Source organism: Dyadobacter ginsengisoli DSM 21015 (assembly GCF_059568735.1).
On sequence record NZ_JCANTY010000008.1, the window covers coordinates 305140 to 323533 of the forward strand.

Consider the following 18394-nt stretch of genomic DNA (forward strand, 5'->3'; position numbering starts at 1 on the left):
AGCGCCTTTATTTTTTTGGCAATATGATTGGCTATCTGAACAAATATTTCTTTGCATAATAGAATTGCTTGATGTGCAATTGTCTACCCACTTCGAAATGTGGATTTTTTAAGAGAAAACCACCCTGATGGAAATCCCTTTTCATTTCCCGCTTGATCTCCGACAGGTCGGGGACTGCGTTTTGCTCATGATACATATGTTATTACTGGATTCGGGTTTAACGGCTTTCAATGCTGCTATCCTTTTACTGGTTAGCAGGCAATGCACCTATCGTATTATAATTGAATAAATATGGGTGGGTTATAAAAGCGGATACCCGCCGATGTTTTCCGGCGAGTATTTAATTCATAAACAATAGGTTTTGTATTTTTTACTGTTGTTTCATGTAGAAACTCAGGCACATTTGTGGTGCGCTACTGTCGGAAAGCATTTGGCGAAGGATGCTTCGGACCGGGTTTGCGCGACGGAAGCGTTTTAAACAACAGGATTCAATCGGCTTGCGCCTCGTACCGGGCTATTTTCACCCGGATGGATTCATCATCGATACGGGCGCCTTTGAGAAAGGAGAGGGCTTTTCTGGAAATGAATTTATTCTCGTTTTGAAGCAATCTGGCCACCTGACGGCATGTTTCGGGATCGGTGACCTTCAATTGTTGGTATAAAGCCAGCACGTCTCCGATCAGCGCTCCGTTGAGCTGTGGTAGCGTACGCGTGAGCGCATCCCTGGCGGCTGAATGCAGGACAGGCACCTGTTTCAGTTTGCCGATCAGCAATTTGCTTTTACTGTAATCTCCGTTGCCGATTCGCTGAGCCATAGCAAGTTGCATCGCTTCCGAACGAAGGTCGGTTATAGGGATCGCATTGAGCGCCCTTTCTGATAAACTGTAATTACCGCCATCGAGGAGTTTCAATAACCTATCCCGGAGCGGGGGAGAAAGACTTACATAGCCATTGATGTGATTGAGGGCCCACAGCTTGTCGGCCGGGTCCGGGCTTTGAAGGATATGCAGGATCAGTTCAGGTGATAGCGACTGAATGGTCAGCTCGGTGACGCGGTCTTTCGTCGTACCATAAATGAAGTGCCACATTTTGTAGGTGGTAAATGCGGCTCCCTTCACGATGTATTCCAACACGCTTTTGGCGGTGGCCGAGGTGACAGCATCCACACCTTTTGCAGAAAGTGGCGGTTTGGCAACCAGCTCTTCGTAGGACATTCTCCCCAGCGGTGATTGCGGATCGGCCAAAAGCCCGTTTAGCCGCCGGTAGTCGTCGGCAGTGAATGGGTCATGGTCCGTTTTGCTCAGGTACTCTCCGGATGGCAGCTCGATGCCCAGATAGCGGCCGGTGATGTTCCAGTAAATATTGACGTCGAGAGCGCGGCATTGGTCATCAAAACAGACGCTTGCCCGCAGCTTTCTGTGGTAAGACACGGGGTAGCCCTCTCGCGAAAGGCTTTGAAAGAGGGTATCGTCCGGCAATTCGTCCTTGAAATCAAATGCAAATGCCCCGGTCTTCACAGGCTCGTACGGGAGGGTGGCGGACAGGAAATAGCGGATCGGCTGCCCCGGGCCAAAGCCCGAAGCAACCGACGCAAGTAATAACAACAAAACGGTCATGCGGTATATTCTCATTACTTTACTCTTCAACTAATACCCGGAACAATGCCGCCGTTTTCGGAAATGAGCTGCCTGAGCTCTTTGAATGGCAGTTCGGAAGGGGTTTTGTTGAGCTGACACGCGAGCGCCGCGGCCGCTCCTGCCGCCTGCCCCATACCCATGCACGAGGCCTGCACGCGCAACGCCGAATTAGCCAGCCGGTCGCTGCTGACGCTCCTGCCTGCGACCATGAAATTTTTGCTGTTCCTGGGGATCAGCGCCCTCAGTGGGACGGTAGGTACAACACCTTCCTTGAGGTGATCGGGCACGACACCGTTTTCGTCATGAACATCAATGGGGTAATAGGAATAGGAAACGGCGTCGTCGAATAGCTTGCCGGTGACATAATCCTCATGGGTGATCTTGTAAAGCCCGTCGATCCGGTACGTTTCCCGGACGGCCGTCTCATTTTGCATATCGATCAGCTTTGTTTTTTCCAGACCGGGAAGAGTCCTTAGGAAACGCAGGGTGTTCAGGAGCGCGGTGCGGCCCTTGATATTGGCAACAGAATGCGTTTCGGAGGTAGTCGAATCGGCACCGAGAATATGCTGGATATTGTCTCCCTGGCTTTTCAGAAGGCCCACGATATTGTTCCTGAAATCGGTTTTAACAAGCTGTCCGTTGCTGATCGCTTCCTGATACTTGTCGCGGATCATTTTGAGATCCAGTGACTTGAAGTCATATCCCCCGATCTGGAACATCAGTGTCCCCGGCTGGGTCTGGGCTTCCCGTAGCAGCTTGTAGCCGGCCAGATGTGCGGCATAGGCGTTCCCGGTGCAATCGATGAGTTGCTTGCACGTAATTTCTGTCTCGGTACCCTTGCCGACCGTTTCGACAATCCAGCCGCCAGCCTTTGGAACGACACGGGCCGGGGTTTCATAAAACCGGAGCTGCACGCCCGCTTCCAGGCATTTTTCCTCGATCAGCATCGCATATAGCTGGCCGTTCAGCCTCACCTGGTGGCGCGGATGGTTGCGGCCGTGCGGGACCGAGAAATCGGGGAGGGTGTCGTCGTTGAGCGCGACGGCCTGCTGTACCAGCTCCCAGCCAATCCCGCCAATGACCTGCTTGCCCCAGGCGAAAAAGATACCGGGGAAAGCGACGCCGCCCGTGGTGGTGGTGCCGCCCAGCTGACTGCCGTTTTCAATGAGTATCACTTTCCTGCCGGCCCGTCCAGCCTGTATGGCGGCGATCACGCCTGCGGTGCCGCCGCCGACCACGACAATGTCGGTTTTCAGGCTTTGCTTTTTTAATAGATATGGTTCCTGTACTATCTCGGCCCGGGCTCCTTCTGTGGAGCCAATGCCCAGCGAGATTGCCCCGATGGAGGCCAATACTGATCTTCTCTTCATTATTTTCAGTGTTTTATACGATCAATAGCCCGGATTCTGGTCTTTGGACGGATCCAGCGCTTTGTTGAAGTTCATTTCCGAATTGGGGATCGGCCAAAGCAGATGCTTGTCGGCCACAACGATATTTTTAGATTTCTGGACTACCTCCTTGACTTTGCCTGTGCGTTTCAAGTCCAGCCAGCGCTTTCCCAGGTAGTGAAATTCATAGGCTCTTTCGCGAAGCACCAATTCCTGAAACGTAGCCGCATTATAGTCTGCGAGCCGGTAGTCATCGGGTGCGGCGTTCGCAGACGGGAGGCCATATGCACGGCGGCGGACCTGGTTCAAGACGTCCATGGCCTCTGCGGTTGGCGCATTGGCAGCCATCGATGCGGCTTCCGCATAGATTAAAAGCGCATCGGCATAGCTGTATACCGGGTCATCGTTGCCGGCTCCGTTCTGGCCGATAGCCGCTTTGTCTACAAATTTGGAGCTCAGCAGCGTGTTGGCCCCCAGCCCTATATTGACTTTGTTCCAAAGCCCTTTGCGGATGTCTTTCTCGTCCCAGGCCTGGTAAAAAGGATCGACGGTCTGTCCGTAGACCACGTAGGCGCCCCCGAAATTGAAAAGACCCGTGCTGGGGTGGTTGGTGATCCAGAGCATATAGTTGCCCTGGCCGACCTGCCGGGTATATTTGAGGAAAAACAACTCTTCCGTGGTACTCACCAACTCAGGTCCAAACACATTGTTCTGGTAGTCGGCAGGCGTCTTGACGGGCACCAGCGCAAATTTGCCGGATTGGATAACCTCACGCGCCTTGTCGCGGGCTTTATCATACTGCTTTAAGTGGAGGTGGGCGTCGGCCAGCAATATTTTGGCCGCCCATTTAGAGGGCCTACCAGCCATTGCTGCTTTTTCGGGCAGGTTTTTCTCCGCTTCGGTCAGGTCGGCCAGGATCAGTGCGTAAACGGCTTCGGCTGTGCTTTTGGGAAGACTAATCTCTGTCATATTGCTTTCGGTCCTCAGGGGCACACCCGCCCAGTTTCTTACAAGCTGGAAGTAGTTGAAAGCCCGCAGAAATTTGGCTTCCGCTACATATCTGGTCACATCGGCCGAGCTGATCGCATTGCCTTTCGGTGCATTCAGGACCACCAGGTTGGCATTCCGGATACTGAGATAGAATGCGTTCCACAGACCTGCCACACGACTGATGTTGGCGTCGTTAAACCCCTGATACTCGTGCAGAGGCGCCCAGCTTCCACGTCCGTATGCATAATCGGCCTGACATTCGAGGGTGGTTTCGTAAACGGCATAATTGTTTTCCCGCAATGGGGAATAGATCGCATTGACGGCCGATTCGACGTCGGCGGCGGTATTGAAGAAGGTTTCCGCGACAATGGATTTAGGCTTTTCTTCCAACATGTCCTCGCAAGCGCTGAGTGAGGTCAGAAAAACAATAGGAAGGATATATTTTGAAAATTTCATGAGCATTCCTTTTTCGGTGATAAATTAAATCAACATGGCTAGAACCCGACACGGATACCGGCCGTCCAGGATTTGGCGGTAGGGTAACTGTTGTGGTCCATTCCCTGCAACGCTGCGCCGCTTCCTCCTTTGGAATTGACCTCGGGATCCCACCAAGAGTATTTGGTGAATGTCAGCAGGTTCTGCCCGCTCACATACAGCTGTACATTTCTCATGGAGCGTACCTTCCATTTTTCCAGCGGCAGGTTATAGGCCAGCTGAATGTTTCTGAGCCGCAGGTAGGAGCCGTTTTCGATAAAGCGGTCGGAAACGCGTGTATTGGCGTTCCGCGTAATACGCGGATATTTGGCATTGGGGTTCTCGGGCGTCCAGTGGTTGTAAAGTACCTCCCGGGGCATGTTCAGCCCGAAGCCATAGTCGATCGTGTTGACAATGGAACTTACATTAAAGAGATCGTTGCCCTGGATGCCCTGGATAAACAGGGTCAGGTCAAAACCTTTGTACGACATGCTGGAATTGATTCCATAGATAAAATCCGGATTAGGGTTTCCGATATAGGTTTTATCGTTCTGGGTAATGGAACCGTTGTTGTCCAGATCCTTGAAACGGAGGCGGCCCTGCTCATCATACCCGTCTTCGAGATATCCCCAGAATTGGCCAACCGGCCTGCCTTCCCTTAAAATGGTGGCGACGTCGTTGATGACCACGACATTCACATTGCCGCCGAGCACATCCCCGCTGTCGTACAGCCTCACCACCTTGTTGCGGTTCAGGGAGATGTTTGCATTGAGATCCCATTTAAAAGAACCTGTGAGAACCCGGCTGTCGATTCCAAACTCCAAACCCTGGTTTTGCATTTCACCGACATTCTGTATCGTGTAGGCATATCCCAGTGAGGAGGGCAGGTTGACCCTGTTGAGCAGGTTACGCGTGTTCTTAATGTAATAATCTGCCGATAAAAGGACCCTGTTTTTGAAGATCCCGAGATCGACACCGATGTCCTTTTGCTCGGTGGTCTCCCATTTCAGATTATTGGGCAGCTGGGTGGTTGGTGCCAGCGTCGTGTACATTCCATCGTCGAATACCGTACGGCCGGCATCCAGCCGGTTCAGCGTGGCATAAGGTGCAATAGCCTGGCTTCCGGTAAGACCCCAGCTGGCACGTATTTTCAGATCGGAAATACCGGTACTGTTCTTCATGAAATCTTCATTGGAAACCCGCCACGCCAGCGCCGCGGAAGGAAAGTAGCTCCATTTGTCGCCGGTACTGTACCGTGACGATCCGTCGCGACGAATGCTGGCAGTGAGCAGGTATTTATCCTTTAATGTATAGTTGACCCTCCCCAGGTAAGAAAGCAGCACTGCCTTGGAATACGACGAGCCCGGAATGGCCGGGGTTGCCGATGAGCCCAGGTCGGATGTTTCCGTCACATCGCTGAGAAACCCCGTTCCGCCCGCCGAAACGGCTGTACTCAGAAAATCCTGGTAAGTGAAACCTGCCACAGCAGAAATGCTGTGTATGTTGCCGAACGTCTTCGCATAACTGATGGTGTTCTCGTTCAGGAAGCTGGTGGCCTGAGCGCTGGAAACGGCTGCCGTGCCAATGGAGTTGACGAACTTTCGGGTAGTGTAGCGATCGGTCCGGTCATCGGCATTTTCGATCCCGCCCGAAATTTTGATGGAAATTTCAGGAATGGGGGTATAAATGAAAGCCGCATTGGCCAGGATCCGGTTGGCTTTGATCACGTTGGTTTGTTCATTGATGTAAACAAGCGGGTTGATCAGGTCGGTGGCAATGAATGGATAGGCGGTAGCCATTACCCGGTACGAACCGTCTTCGTTATAAGGCGTCAAAGTAGCAGGAGTGGAAATGGCAGCCGATATCATCGAGTTGCCCCGCGCCCCGCCCTCGCTGTCGCGACGCGCTGTTTTTAACCGCGATAATGTTGTAGCCAGGTTCACCGTGAGCTTTTTACTGATACTATGTTTGAAATTGGTCCTGAGCGAATAGCGGTCGTAGTCGCTGCCCTTGATGATTCCGTCCTGACCAAAGAAGCTGCCTGATATGGAAAACTGACTTTTCTCGTTGCCACCGCTGACCGTCAGTGCCGTGGACTTAATGGGTGCACGACGGAAAACCTGGTCCTGCCAGTCAAAACCCTCGCCAAAGTTGCTGATCTGTTCTTCGGTAAAGTAGGGTGCCAGCTTGTCGTTGGCCGCCTGGATATTGTAAAACCGCGCATATTCGGTCGCATTCATCAGGTCCAGTTTTTTGCGCAGGGTTTGAGAACTGTAACTGGTTTCCAGGTCGACGCGGGTCTTCCCCGCCTTTCCTTGTCGGGTCGTAATCAGGACCACGCCATTGGCACCCCGGGAGCCATAAATGGCTGTTGCAGAAGCATCTTTCAGGATTTCCATGCTTTCGATGTCGGCATTGTTGAGGATGGTTGGGTTGCTGCCGGTGGTAGGGAAGCCATCAATGACATACAGCGGTTCGTTGCTCCCCTGAATGGAATTGGTTCCGCGTATCCTGACGCTCATCCCCGCACCCGGCGATCCGTTGGTCTGGGTTACCTGTACCCCCGCAGCCCTGCCCGACAATGCCTGCAACGCATTGGAAGTAGGGAATGCATTAATCTGTTCCGCCTTGACCTGGGCCACGGACCCGGTCAGGTCGCTTTTCTTGACCGTTCCGTAGCCTACTACCACGACTTCGTTCAGAGAGCGGTCCTCAGGGGCGAGTGTGACGGTGATCGCCGATGAACTTCCCACTGCTATCTGCTGGCTCTGATAACCAACAAAACTGAAAACCAGGATCGCATTGACCAGCTCCTGCTCGGTGGCAGTCAGCCTGAAATTGCCTTCGATGTCCGTGGTGGTGCCTTTCTGGGTGCCTTTGATAACTACGCTGACACCCGGTAGTCCGGTATTTTTTTCATCGAGCACCTTTCCCGCCAGTTCACGGTCGGCATTCTGTCTGGGTTTCAGAAGCTCGATAGCCGGGATCAGGCTCTGGTTATTTTCGACTTTCGTCAGGATAACCTGCCGGCGTACGATCCTGTATTTGATTTCAAGCGGGCGCAGGATTTCGTCCAGCAACTCGCCCAGCTTGCGGTTTTCAGCCTCCACGCTCTGTCTGCCCGCCTGGCGGACGAGGTCAGGGCGATAGGTGAATTTCACGTCGGCGAGCTTCTCGATATTTTTCAGGATCACCATCAGCTCCTGATTCCTGGCCTTGATCGAGATCCTTTGACTCAGAAGGTCCTGGGCGTCGGCGGGAGCAGCCGATGACAATCCGGTAAAAATCACCGCCAGCAAGGTCTGAATAAGCGAGATTTTCATGGCGGAGCAGAGTATCTTTTGGATTACAAAATGTTTTTTCATTAGCTTTGATTTGTTCTTGTTTTGAGAAAAAGCAATAACAGTCCTCTCATCTGCGAAAGCAGATGCTGTGTTTTCGGAAACATGGAAGGGATTTTCAGGCCGGCAACGCTGCAACCGTTGCCGGCTTTTTTGTAGATTTTACTTTATACCATACTCATTATGATTGGGTTAAGGGTTTATACATTAATCACATTTTTTGCCTGAGATCACGATCTGGGCATCTACCACCTTGTAGGTTGCGCCCACAGCTTCACACACGACGTCCAGTCTCTCGAAAAGGGTCTCTTCGGAGAGGGAGGTCGTAACGCGGCAGGAGGCAAGCACTTCCCGGTCAAACAGGAAGTCGACCCCGTACGCATTTTCCATTGCATCAAAAACCTGCGTTACCGGAGCGTCGTTGAAATTGAATCTGTCGAGTTCCTTTTTGGCGATTACTACCCGCGGCTGATCGACGAGTGAGCGGCTGATGGTTTCACTTTCACGTTGAAAATCCGCCTGCTGGTTTGGAATCAGGATAATGCCTTTGGTTTCCGGGTCTACATCGGCCTGGTGCCGGTTGGCAAACACGGATACCCGGCCGGTTTTGACGGCGACGGTCACGCGGCTGTCCTGCTCGAATGCCTTGATGGTGAAACTGGTTCCCAGTACTCTGGTAACCAGTTCATTGGCGTAAACGGTGAAAGGTTTTTCCGGATTTTTGACGACTTCGAAAAATGCCTCGCCCGACAGGTACACATCACGGTTTTGCAGGGTGAAATCCTTCGCATAGCTCAGTTTGCTATGGTCCGTCAGAAAGACCCTGCTGCCGTCCGGAAGCTTCACCGTCATAGTCTGCTCACTGCGGTTGACAACTTCCTTTAGTGGCGTCGTCGACTGCCCGACGAGCTTACCGTATCCGATGGCTTTCTCGGCGCTCAGGAAATAGTATCCGGCCCAGCCCAGGGCCAGCAGCAACGCAACCGACGCTGCCGCCACACCGAAAGGGTGTAACCAGTGTTTTGGTTTGGAATCGAGCTGTTTTATGGAAAGGTTCGTGTCGATGCCCTGCCATATCTCGTCGATGTCCTCTGCCGGAAAATGGGTGGCCGAAGCTTCGGAAAGCTGGGAAACGAGTTGCCGCGCATGCTGCATCAGTGGCCGCTGGCCGGGATAGGCAGCGATGATCTCTGCGAAGAGTGCGTCGTCGGCTTTGGTTGGAGCGTTTACCCATCCAATGAAGCGTTCGTCTTTCAGAAAGTCTTCCAGCGAATAGGTGGCGTATTTTTCGGTCATAGTTACACGTTTCTAACCCCTAGATCACGATGAAATAGGTTTGTACTCATTTTTTATTCGAAAAATTAAATATTCACCAGGAAAGTAGCAGGGGGAGCACCAATATCCACCCTGCCAGCTGGAAAAAGCGGCGCAGTTCGGTGATGGACCGGTGCAACAGGTTCCGGACCGACTGGTTGCTGATCTGCATCAGGCCGGCGATTTCTTCGAGGCTGAAATTCTGGTTAAAGCGCAGCTGAATCACTTCCTGCTGGCGTTTGGGAAGTTGGTCGATGGCGTGGCGGAGGCGTTCGACCTGTTCCTGTTGCGTTTCGCTTTCTACCCAGGCCTGTTCGAAAGGAAGGTCGAAAAGCAGTTCTTCCAGGGACGGGGCAGTTCCGGCTGCGGGACTATCCTTCTGCACCGAGATGTTTCTGAGAATGCGGTTTCGGAGCGCACGGAAAAGGTAGAATTTGAGGGAGGCAGGATCCGAAAGGTTTTCGCGCTGCTGCCATAAGTCCAGGAAAACATCCTGAATGCTGTCCTTGATCAACTGGCGGTTGGAAGTGACCCGGTAACCGTAACTGAGCAGCTCACCGATGTAGCCTTGGTAGATTCTGGCAAAAGACTCCCGGTCCCCCGCCTTGAATTTACTCCATACTACCGATTCACTGTCATTCATCTTCACTGTAACCGCAGTCATTTAATCATCGACCTCATAAATTAAAGTAAAAATATTATTAAAATAGTTATCTGTGTGCACGGAGCAGTTATTGACTGGAAAAGAGGCGCGCTCGGAACAAGCGACTGCTGCATTTGAATTGACGCCCTAGCCCGTGGTTTGCCCTGAAAATAAAGAGGGCTATCCTGATCGATAGCCCACCGCAATACAAGAAACGTTTCTTAATCGCTACTCTTCGATCCTGATGGTCTTGATTTTGGAAGGTAACCACACTTGCATCGGACTTTTGCCGCGGTTGGCCCAGGTGTAATAGGGGATTGCTGTGACCATTCTGGCGTCCGATTTTACATTTAAGCCATCCGCAGTGGGCTTGATTTCCAGTAGGTTGGTCTGGATAGCTATCACGGGCTCGTCCAGGATCTGACTTTTTTGTATTTTGAAGGCCGGGTTTTCGGGAACGAGCAGGTTCCAGACTTCGCCCGCATTGTCTGCTCCCTCTACGCAGTACACAATCGGGCCGCGCTGGATTGCAACACGGTCTTCGTTCGCTTTAACTTCCCTGCGCGCCTTCACCTGCCTTACTTCCATCGGTAATTTTACTTCGATTTCATCGCCATTCTGCCATGTGCGGTCCAGCACGGCATAGCCTTTTTCTACCTGGTAACTAGCTGGCTTTCCATTCAGTAATACTTCCACTTTTGCTTTTCCGGTACCTGTGAAGCTGTACAACGCACCGGGGACGGGCGTATTGGCTGCCCAGCCCGGTATGCGGATATTCAGCGCATACTTCACTTTCTGAGCAGGACTGACTTTTATTTTGATATTGCCGTCCCAGGGATAGTTTGTCTCCATCCGAAGCGGGACTGCCGCCTTCCCGACCTGAAAACTGGTGTTGCTGGCGATAAAGAGATTTATCCAGATTTTGTTCTCAGACTTTCCGTAAATGTAGTCGCCGACCGAAGCCACAAGTCTTGCTATGTTGGAAGGGCAGCAGGCCGTCCCAAACCAGGCATTGCGTGCATTGTGGCCTGTCGACGAAAGCGGATTCCCATAAAAGAAACGGTCGCCGCTTAGGCTCAACCCATCCAGGGCACCATTGTAAAGGCTGCGTTCCAGGACGTCGATGTACTTGGCATCGCCGGTCAATGCGTTCATGCGCTGGTTCCAGAATACCATTCCAACCGACGCGCAGGTTTCGCTGTATGCCGCGCCGTTCGGCAGGTCGTAATCATCCGTAAATCCTTCATTGTGGCCGGAGGATCCTATCCCGCCCGTGAGGTACATGTTTCGGTACACCACATCTTCCCATACGGCCGTCATGGCATTCAGGTAGCCGGGGTCCTGCGTTACGGATGCAACGTCCGCGGCGCCTGTGTACTGGTACATGGCCCGTACCGCGTGCCCGGTGATTTCCCTTTGCTGCTTCACGGGGATATCGTCCTGGCAATATTTAGGATCTTTCCATTCGTCCCAGATCTTTCCTTTTCCATATCCCCGTCCGCGCTGGTCAAGAAACCAGTCTGCCAGTTTCAGGTACTTTTCTTCCCGGGTGAGGTGATACAATTTCATCAGCGCCAGTTCTATTTCCTGATGCCCCGACACCCAGGGACGGTTGGCAATCCGGAATGTGGAATCGATGTGGTTCGCATTCCGGATCGCCACATCGAGCAATTTTCGTTTGCCGGTAGTGTTGTAATATGCGACGGCGGCCTCGATCAAATGCCCGGCGCAGTAGTCCTCGTGCCGTTCCATGTCGGTCCAGCGCTGTTTGAGATCGATGAGCGTGTAGTAGGTATTCAGGTAGCCGTCCGGTAGCTGGGCGGCTGCGATCTTATAGATCCACTCATCCGCTTTGCGTTCCAGCGCCTCGTCGGGCCGGTTTTTCAGCGAGTAGGCCATCGCTTCAATGGCTTTGTACACATCACTGTCGTCGTAGTAAATGCCTTCGTGTTTCTCGCCTTGCCTGCGGGCCACCTTTTCAAAATTCCGGATCCGTGCCGATTTTTCTTCTGTCTGGATAATACAGGCGTTGAGCGTCGCAGTCGCTACTTTTTCCTGTTTGGGTTTCCAGAAATGGTCATTAATGGTTACATCCGAGAAGCGTACCGGCTGAATGCGCTGGGCCTCAGCATTCAACGGTATGGTGTTGAGGCAGAAAGTGATGGCCGCACCCGTGACTATATGGAAAGTGTATCGCATGGTAAGTTGTGTTGAAGTCAAAAATGTTACTTTTTCCGGATGACGGGAAACTGCGAGACCCGGAGATTGGTACACCCGTAAGGGATCAGGACAATGTCTTCTTCTTTGTCTTCAGTCTCTAACTGGTATGTTAAACTGTAAGGAATTGGCCCGGTCATCTCATTGTAGAGTCCCCATGACGGAATGCGTCTGGCTTTGGTTTTGATTTGCAGCGGGGCATTGTCGGGGTTCCACGGATAGTTTGAAACAGGTTTAACCGCCTCCCACTTGTACTGCTCTTCCAGTTTGTCGTCCGGAGTCTGTATCAGCCCGTAATTCCAGGGTGTGGTAGGCCGCAGCTCGGTGTACGCCGACCCGTAGTCGACCGGATCTTTTTGATTTTGGACCGTTTTAGCAGTTTCGCCCACTTTCAATGCGTAGGTAAGCGGTCCGCGCTCCACGGAAACCGAATTTTCCACCCAGGTATTTTTAAAAATATGCATAGGCAACGTCAGTTCCACTACATCACCTTTTTCCCACTCACGGGTTAACTTCACAATTTGGTTTCCTTCCGGTTCCAGCCACACCTTTCCATTCACTTTGACAGATCCCTTGCGACACCAGGACGGTATTCGAAGATGGAACGGAAACACAGATTTCACAGACGGGTTCACGGTAAACCGGATAGTTTCTTCAAAAGGGTAGGAGGTTTCTTCCCTTACCGCCACGTCGGTTCCGCAGGGAAGCTTGATTTTTACCTCGCTCGCGGCGTAGGTCAAGGCGGCGATACCTTTGTCGGCAGTGGCGTACCAGAGGTTCTGCACAAATTTCGGCCAGCCCTGGTGCATATTGGAGGTACAGCATGGGTAACCGGTGAGCAGCCCCATGCACACATCCGTTCCGCCATGGTTGACGTCGAAATTGCGGTGATGGCGGGTCATCATCACCTGATTTGCCTGCTGGAAATACTGGCGGGTCATGAAATCATCCGAAACCTGCGTGGGCAATGCATTGAATGCGACTTTTTCGAGCATATCGGCATAATGCACATCCCCCGTGATTTCCAGGATACTTTCCAGCGAAAACATCATTTCAACCGCAGAGCACAGCTCCGAACCTTGCGTCGGATCATTGCCGTGCAGTGCCTCATCACCTCCGTACAGCCCATGTGCCATGCCGTTGAATTTGCGGATATCGGCAAAACCCTTTTGGGTCGCGTCCAGGTACTTCTGTTCGGGATGGTGCTGGAAATAGATCAGCGGTGCCTTGATGCCCTGTGCGAGGTTCACGCAGTGAATGCTGCCCCGAGTCGACAATAAGTCTGTATTCAGAAAGGCATCGGTGTAGTCAAAGGTTTGCTGATGGATGAGGTTACCCAGGTCCAGCAAAAACTTGTCGCCGGTGATGTTGTAAAGCCAGTAGACGATCATCAGGTTGTCGGCACCCCGGTAGCGGGCCCAGAATGTCCAGTGGTCGAGGGGTTTTGCGGGTAGTTCTTTGAGCTGGTATTTAAAGTAATTGGTCATCAGGCTGATAACACGCTTATCGCCGGTTGCCGAATAGTATTGTTTCAATATTTTCAGCATCACCATTTTAGGCCACCAGTCACGGCTGTTGTCTCGCTGCACGCCGGGTTCGTGACCGTAGTCTTTCGACGGGCCGAAGTAACCATCGGCCTGCTGACTGCTGAGGGCCCATTCTACCCAGGGTTTGGTTTTGGCAATGAGCGCTTTGTCGTCGAGTATGTAGGCCAGGGGAAGCAGGCCGTCTATCCAGTACGGTCCCCGTTCCCATTGGTCGCCGTCACCACCCAGCCAGCCATTGCGCTTGCCCATCACCAATGGATACAGCTCGTCCAGCTTGCCGGTGGCCCCGTTTTTCTGGCGTACCAGCATCTCTTTCAGCCATCCCTGCGGCCTGATGGTGCCCAGTGGAAGCTCGCTGTATGGATTAGAACGCAAGGGGGCGCGGCTGCCTGTGTAAGTTCCCGCCGGGGTGGAACCGGAAATCGTCTGCCCCGGTGCCTGAGACAACAGGGATAGAGACAAAGAAATGAAGGAAAGGATTCTGATTGTTTTCATAAGGATTTTGGAAGACTGAACTGTGTCAGTGAATATGCTTTTCAAATAGAGATGGTCAATTTTTTGATCGTGGGAGAGGCGCTGCGTTCTACACCGTCGACAAACACGCGTAAGCCTTTGCCTTTCCCATATTTGGTCCCGGTTTTGTCGTACAGGACAGTGATGTTTTTGCCGTGATACGAAACTTTGTCCAGACAAAAATAATCCCAGGTATTGTCGGGAACCAATGGATTGATCACCAGCTTATGGCCATTTTGAGGTCGTATGCCCATAAGTCCGGAGATGACATGATCGCCGAAAGCGGAATGATTGTAATCCTTTCCCCGTTCGCGTCCGCCTTTCCGGGCCGACCAGCTGCCGTTTTCCATCGTTGATAGCCGGGTCCGGGAAATCCAGTCGCCCGAATAGGGGTTCAGGTTCTCATCGATCCAGGGCACGACCCTGCCGTCTTCCGTGATCCGCTGGTGGGAACGGCTGTAAGTGATGAGCAGTTGCCAGAAGTCGCGCTTGGTCATCACTTTCTGGTTGTAATTGTTCAGGAGATTCGCGAGCGATGTCAATGTGATGGTGGTTGAAAAAGGCCAGCTGGGGCCATTCCACTGGCATTCGTGCCCTTCATACGCAATGCGGAAGCCAGGATGCCGCTGCTCGGTGGTGGTGGGGCCATATGGTGCCAGGAAACCCTTTTCGTCGGCTAGCTGGGCCCAGGCAATGGCATGTTTCTCTTCCGGAATGGAGAAATACCAGGGGGTGAAGCCGTGCAATTCACGGACGTCGGCCTGCTTTAAAGTCGGTAAGCCGCGCGGGATTACTTTGAAAAAATGAGCCTGTTCATCCCAGAGTTTGCCCAGGATCTGCCTGCGGATGTAAATCGCCTTTTGACGGTATTCGTTTTCGAGCTTATGGTCGCCCGCCATCCCTGCAATGTCTGCCAAGGCCCTCGCATTCCCGAACATATAGCTGTTGATCGTGGCCCGGTAGCCCTGGTCTTTCTGCCCGTAAGCGCCCGATACGGATATTTCCATGCCGTCGCGGTTGTCGGTCTGCCAGAACAACCCCGTCGAATCCAGTCGCATTTTTTCCCATTCCTGGTAATCGTTTACCAGGTCCGGCAGGAGGTCCGTCAGAAAAGCGGTATCCGGATGTACCTGCGCGAAAGCGCGTATCGCATCCGCGGCCCAGGAGGAGTAGGCACGGGGACTTGCGCCACTCCTAAACCAGAAGCGGGCGTACTGCTTCAAAAAAGTGGTGTCCCCTAACCACCTGCCCTCGTAAAAATGATGGCCTGCCGGACAGTTGATGGAATTATATTGGCCGGCCCACGGAACATCGGGCAGGAATTCGGTGACGATGTAGCCGGCAGGCGTTTGTTTAAGATGCTTGCGATAGGTCCACCAGCGGAAATAGTAGGTTTGTTCAAGCTGCTTGTCGGGACACTCAAACAGCGGAATGTTTCGGGACAAAAACTCCGATGCCTTCTCGTTTGGAATAAGCTGTTTGAAAATTTCCTCGTCTGCTTCATTGAAAGCGGTTGTGTACGATTTCAAAAGGTCTGATTTCAAGACGAAGTCCTGAGACCGGGCCTTGCCGGTACAAATGCATATTGTGCCAATCAGAATACCAACGATTCGTATGATCATATTTCAATGCTGATTTCCCGATGGATTACCACTCAGGTCTTTCGACGTGGCCAGCGCAATGACGCGGCCCTGGCTGCCTACCGCGTTGTAAAAATGGTATACCACACCATTCCATTTGACTACCCACGGCTTATGTGCGTAGGTTTTGTCGTAAGGCTCGGTCGGTGAAATCAGGTCTTCTCCGTCCCAATCGGTCCAGTTAATGAGGTCGTAAGAGCAAGCAAAGCGTTCGAAAGCTCCTGGTTTCCAGAATGCCCCGAAGTAGAACATCACGTACAGATCGCCCATCCGGGTAATCTGGGCGTCACCGCAAATGCCTGTGTTGCGCGTGATCAGCGGCTTTTCGCCGAAACGCTTCCAGTGTTCCATGTCATCGGAAACAGCCATGGCAATGCTTTCGAACCCATTGCCTTTCGCATCCGGTTTTTCACCTTTGGCATTGTAGTACATGACAAATGGAAAACCTGTGTTCCGGTTTTTGTCGCGGATGACCAGACTTTTGTAAATCGTTTTGTCATCGTACCAGCGTGCGTCTCGATCAATCGCGGACAGTACGGGCCGGGGCAGCCGGTCTGTTTCTTTCGGCGTGCTCAAATCTTTGCTGGTAGCGAGCCCGATACCCAACCGGCCGGCTTCGTAACCTTTTTCCGAACCTCCAAGATAGGAAAGCCAGTATTTGTCTTTGAACCGCTCAGGCTGGTAGGAGCCTCCCCATTCGGTGTCTACTAAGGCTACGTAACCCGCTTTCTGGGTCGCGTCCCAGGTGTTTTGCGTGAAGGACATGATTTTGCCCAGCGACGCCCATTGCAGAAGGTTGTCGCTTTGAGCGAGCCAGGTTTCGTAGCCTTTACCGTCGAAAATAATGTAGGTCATGTACCATTTCCCATCTTTGCGAAACACCGTAGGGCTGTCAACCATCCGGCTGCTGTCAGGCTGGGGAATGACCACACCGTATTTGTAGGGCGTTTTGACCTCTTCGTACACGCCTTGCATGGCGTGTCGGGAAACAGCCGTTTGGTCCGGGGACTGGCTCAAACACAAACTTGTGGTAAACAGCAAAACGCAGCAAATAAGGCTTTCCTTCATATTCTATTTGTAATCCGGGTTTTGTTTAAGCATTGGATTGGAATTAATGGCAATCTGTGGGATCGGGAACACCGCTCTGAAATCCCCGTTGGGCTTATGGGACAGCCAGCTTTTAGTAGTAAATGCACCAAAACGGATCATATCTCGGCGGCGGTAGCCTTCCCAGGCAAATTCCCAGCCCAGCTCGTCGAGCATGCGGCCGTACTGGATCGCGGCGGTATTTCCCGGGTCGACGATTTTGTAATTTTCGACATAACCATATCGATAGCTGCTGCTTTTTTGCAGGTCAGCCGCGGTCACGGCTGCCTTGGCAGGCTTTCCGGTAAACGCGCGGGAGCGAACCTCCGAAACCACCGTGGCAGCGTCGGCCGCCTTGCCCGTGCGCAAGAGGCACTCCGCTTTCATCATCAGCACTTGTGAATAGCGGAAAAGTGGAAAATCGTTGCCCAAACTGCCCATTGCGCCTACTTTTACTTCAAACTTGTTCATACGGTAACCCTCAGCTTCACCGGTGTACAGCCCATCGGGCAGCGCGTTGGTGAGTACCACATTTTTACCTGCCTGGTCGTACGAGCCTTTCAAAGGCGTAACGCCGTCGGCTGCAAACTGGGGGCCTGTCATCCAGGTGGCATTCAAGCGTTTGTCGTCCGGCTCGTAGGTGTCGATAAACTGCGGAATACCTTTCGCCGAACCCGCGCCCCAGGGCGTTGCAAGCATATTGACTTTGTTTTTGAGCGAAGCGTGCCACGAGAACATGTGCGCGCTGAACCCGCCTGCCAGGTTCTCTTCAAAGGGAATTGCAAACACAATCTCCTGTGAATTTTGGTTTTCTGTCACAAATGGGGCCGGGAGGCTGGTTTCCAGCTTGTACTTCCCGGATGCAATGATGTCGTTGCATTGGCTCAGGCATTCTTCCCATTTAGTTTCCCCGGCGTACACACCTGCATTCAGGTACACATTGGCCAGCAACGTTTTAGCTGCCCATTTGTTGAATCTGCCGTACATCAGGGTGTTCTTGTCTTCACGCAGGTTCGGAATAGCTTCGATCAGTTCCTTTACAATAAAGAGATAGATATCTTTTCTGCCCGTTTTTTCCAGCAGCGCATCGGACCGGTCGGTGATCAGCGGCACATCGCCGAAATTATCGCAGAGCATCCAGTAGAAGAATGCCCTGAGGGCCCGCATTTCGGATACCAGCGCTTCTTTGGTAGCATCACCGGGAATAGCGATCTTTCCGGTAGTGAGCTGCTCGATGAGCCGGTTGGCATTGATCACCCCGGTGTAATAGGTATTCCACATATTGTTGATCTGCGGGTTTTCCGAGTTCCAGGTGTGCAGGTGCATGCGCTTGTAAATCCCGCCGTCGTCCCATCCCGAAGCGTTGGCGGGCATAACGATAGCATCGGTAGTGGATTCCTGGGCCATGTAGTAATGCGTGTGCGAGATCAGGTCCCGCATGTTGGCATAGCCGATGCTCATCGCCTGGTAGGCATTGGAATAATTGTACGATTCTTCGGTGACTTCGGAGTAGATCTTCTCTTCCAGGTCGTTATTGCACGCGCCGGCGGTCATGGCCAGCAAAATGGCGGTACATATATGCGAGTTAAATGGCTTCATGGTAT

The 18394-nt window shown here is 52.4% G+C and carries 11 protein-coding genes; all 11 read right to left on the reverse strand.

What is annotated here, in order from left to right; translation table 11 throughout:
- Nucleotides 1–488: 488 nt before the first annotated feature.
- The 11 genes from BP71_RS28925 to BP71_RS28975 all read right to left on the reverse strand — a co-directional run bounded on the left by BP71_RS28925 (nt 489) and on the right by BP71_RS28975 (nt 18389).
- Nucleotides 489–1631 carry a hypothetical protein gene (locus BP71_RS28925; RefSeq protein ID WP_496385080.1) on the reverse strand — a complete coding sequence of 381 codons (1143 nt, stop codon included), beginning with the start codon at nt 1629–1631 and terminating at the stop codon, nt 489–491.
- A gap of 11 nt (nt 1632–1642) precedes the next feature.
- A complete protein-coding gene (locus tag BP71_RS28930) occupies nt 1643–3007 on the reverse strand; it encodes an FAD-dependent oxidoreductase (RefSeq protein ID WP_496385081.1) in 1365 nt (454 codons plus the stop codon).
- Between the two features lie 21 nt (nt 3008–3028).
- Complete coding sequence (locus BP71_RS28935) at nt 3029–4471, reverse strand: RagB/SusD family nutrient uptake outer membrane protein (protein WP_496385082.1); 1443 nt, start codon at nt 4469–4471, stop codon at nt 3029–3031.
- Nucleotides 4472–4509: 38 nt separating this feature from the next.
- The gene (locus tag BP71_RS28940) at nt 4510–7854 is read right to left on the reverse strand and encodes a SusC/RagA family TonB-linked outer membrane protein (protein ID WP_496385083.1); all 3345 of its coding nucleotides are present in this window, start codon (nt 7852–7854) and stop codon (nt 4510–4512) included.
- Between the two features lie 183 nt (nt 7855–8037).
- Nucleotides 8038–9126, reverse strand: coding sequence for a FecR family protein (locus tag BP71_RS28945; protein WP_496385084.1), 1089 nt, complete (start codon nt 9124–9126; stop codon nt 8038–8040).
- 73 nt (nt 9127–9199) lie between these two features.
- Nucleotides 9200–9808: an RNA polymerase sigma factor gene (locus tag BP71_RS28950; protein WP_496385085.1), complete on the reverse strand. Its 609-nt coding sequence runs from the start codon at nt 9806–9808 to the stop codon at nt 9200–9202.
- Between the two features lie 207 nt (nt 9809–10015).
- Nucleotides 10016–11986 (reverse strand): glycoside hydrolase family 127 protein, encoded by a 1971-nt coding sequence (locus BP71_RS28955; protein ID WP_496385086.1) that lies wholly within the window; start codon nt 11984–11986, stop codon nt 10016–10018.
- Nucleotides 11987–12012: 26 nt separating this feature from the next.
- Nucleotides 12013–14046 (reverse strand): beta-L-arabinofuranosidase domain-containing protein, encoded by a 2034-nt coding sequence (locus tag BP71_RS28960; protein ID WP_496385087.1) that lies wholly within the window; start codon nt 14044–14046, stop codon nt 12013–12015.
- A 41-nt stretch (nt 14047–14087) separates the two neighbouring features.
- Nucleotides 14088–15686 (reverse strand): MGH1-like glycoside hydrolase domain-containing protein, encoded by a 1599-nt coding sequence (locus tag BP71_RS28965; protein WP_496385088.1) that lies wholly within the window; start codon nt 15684–15686, stop codon nt 14088–14090.
- Nucleotides 15687–15689: 3 nt separating this feature from the next.
- Complete coding sequence (locus tag BP71_RS28970) at nt 15690–16721, reverse strand: glycosylase (protein WP_496385089.1); 1032 nt, start codon at nt 16719–16721, stop codon at nt 15690–15692.
- A gap of 54 nt (nt 16722–16775) precedes the next feature.
- A complete protein-coding gene (locus BP71_RS28975) occupies nt 16776–18389 on the reverse strand; it encodes a RagB/SusD family nutrient uptake outer membrane protein (RefSeq protein ID WP_496385090.1) in 1614 nt (537 codons plus the stop codon).
- Nucleotides 18390–18394: the final 5 nt, after the last annotated feature.

Coding starts and splice junctions, on each gene's coding strand:
- BP71_RS28925 (WP_496385080.1), bottom strand. CDS start 1,631: ATGAGAATATACCGCATGACCGTTTTGTTGTTATTACTTGCGTCGGTT.
- BP71_RS28930 (WP_496385081.1), bottom strand. CDS start 3,007: ATGAAGAGAAGATCAGTATTGGCCTCCATCGGGGCAATCTCGCTGGGC.
- BP71_RS28935 (WP_496385082.1), bottom strand. CDS start 4,471: ATGAAATTTTCAAAATATATCCTTCCTATTGTTTTTCTGACCTCACTC.
- BP71_RS28940 (WP_496385083.1), bottom strand. CDS start 7,854: ATGAAAAAACATTTTGTAATCCAAAAGATACTCTGCTCCGCCATGAAA.
- BP71_RS28945 (WP_496385084.1), bottom strand. CDS start 9,126: ATGACCGAAAAATACGCCACCTATTCGCTGGAAGACTTTCTGAAAGAC.
- BP71_RS28950 (WP_496385085.1), bottom strand. CDS start 9,808: ATGACTGCGGTTACAGTGAAGATGAATGACAGTGAATCGGTAGTATGG.
- BP71_RS28955 (WP_496385086.1), bottom strand. CDS start 11,986: ATGCGATACACTTTCCATATAGTCACGGGTGCGGCCATCACTTTCTGC.
- BP71_RS28960 (WP_496385087.1), bottom strand. CDS start 14,046: ATGAAAACAATCAGAATCCTTTCCTTCATTTCTTTGTCTCTATCCCTG.
- BP71_RS28965 (WP_496385088.1), bottom strand. CDS start 15,686: ATGATCATACGAATCGTTGGTATTCTGATTGGCACAATATGCATTTGT.
- BP71_RS28975 (WP_496385090.1), bottom strand. CDS start 18,389: ATGAAGCCATTTAACTCGCATATATGTACCGCCATTTTGCTGGCCATG.